This window comes from Propionivibrio soli, assembly GCF_025770765.1.
Taxonomy (GTDB): Bacteria; Pseudomonadota; Gammaproteobacteria; order Burkholderiales; family Rhodocyclaceae; genus Propionivibrio; species Propionivibrio soli.
This window is the reverse complement of record NZ_JANZKY010000033.1, coordinates 1-1,500: the sequence shown is the minus strand read 5'-3', so window position 1 is coordinate 1,500 and position 1,500 is coordinate 1. Positions and strand designations below refer to the sequence as shown.

Genomic DNA, 1,500 nt, shown 5'->3' with positions numbered 1-1,500 from the left:
TCACGCCGGCGGTACGTCAGGTCAAAAAAACGGGGAAAAGCGCTCTTCTGCCTTTCCCCGCCGTTGGGGTGTCCCCGACGCCTTATTTGCCCGCCCGGGCCTTGTCAATCTCGGCGTAGAACTCTTTCACGAAATCCTCGCCGATGATCTTGGTGTACGTATCGATGACCGGCTTCGTCTTCTCGCGCAGCTTCTTCACTTCTTCCGGCGGCAAGGTTTCAACCTTGGCACCCGCGGCCTGGAGTTTCCCGACGACATCCTTGTTGGCCTCATCCATCAGATTACGGTGGAACTTGAGCGACTCCAGCGCGGCGGTTCTCATCGCCTGCTGATCCTCGGGCTTGATGCGATCCCAGAACTTCTTGTTCACGACGATTCCGCACGGCGTATAGACGTGGTTGGTGATCGTGATGAACTTGTTCACCTCATGGAACTTGTTGGTGAAGATAAGGATCAGCGGGTTCTCCTGGCCGTCGATGGCTTTGATCTCGAGCGCCGTGAAGATTTCCGAGAAAGCCATCGGGGTGGGGTTAGCACCGAGAGCCTTCCAGGTGTCCAGCGCGACCTTGTTCGGCATGACGCGTAGCTTGAGGCCTTCGATGTCAGCGGCGGTCTTGATCGGGCGCTTGCTGTTGGTGAGGTTCCGGAAGCCGGCTTCGGTCCACCCGAGTCCGACCAGATTGAGCGGGGCCATCTTCTCGAAGATCTTTTGCCCCATCCGGCCGTTCATCACCGTATCGACTTCCTTCATATTTTCGAACAGGAAGGGGAAGTCGAAAATGCCGAGTTCCTTGACACCGCCTGCAATCGCCGCAAAAGCGCCGTAGTAGATTTCCTGCGTGCCGGTTTGGGTCGCCTGCAGCATCTTGTCGTCGCTGCCCAGCGACGCACTGTGGAAGACCTTCACTTTCACCCGGTTGTCGGTGTATTTGCTGACAAGTTCCGAGAACTTATTCATCGCCACCGCTTGCGGATGCTCAGGAGGCAACGAATGACCAAGCCGCCCCGAAAGTTCTTCCGCCCCCGCCAACTGCGCACCTGCAATGCCGATGGCAAGCGAGATGGCCACATAGATTCGTTTGATCGTTGATGTTTTCACGTTTGTCCTCCGTTTAAGTGTTGTCGTACCTGCGTCAAGAAAACTCTGCGGATCGATTGATCGATTAACACCGCGAGGCCGATCCGTCCTCTCATAACCGTTTGCCTACCAGATTCTCGCCAGCTCCCTTTCTAGAACTCAGCGTCCCATCCACCCTCCATCGACGGTGAGGATGGTGCCGTTGACGTAATCGGAGGCGGGGGAAGCGAGGAAGACGGCGGCGCCGACCATGTCCTGCGGTTTCCCCCAGCGGCCGGCCGGGATGCGTTCGAGAATCTGCCGGCTGCGGGTCGGGTCGGCAAGCAGCGCGGTGTTCATCTCGGTGTCCATGTAGCCTGGGGCGATGCCATTGACGTTCACGCCCTGGCTCGCCCATTCGTTCGAGAGGCTCTTGGTGAATT

General features: G+C 57.8%; 2 protein-coding genes. Both read right to left on the bottom strand.

Annotation, left to right across the window (positions count from 1 at the left end; genetic code table 11):
• Positions 1-82 precede the first annotated feature (82 nt).
• Positions 83-1,099, bottom strand: coding sequence for a TRAP transporter substrate-binding protein (locus tag NZ453_RS21840; RefSeq protein ID WP_263773121.1), 1,017 nt, complete (start codon positions 1,097-1,099; stop codon positions 83-85).
• A 138-nt stretch (positions 1,100-1,237) separates the two neighbouring features.
• The coding region (locus NZ453_RS21835) for an SDR family oxidoreductase (RefSeq protein ID WP_263773120.1) at positions 1,238-1,500 on the bottom strand (263 nt) is incomplete at its 5' end.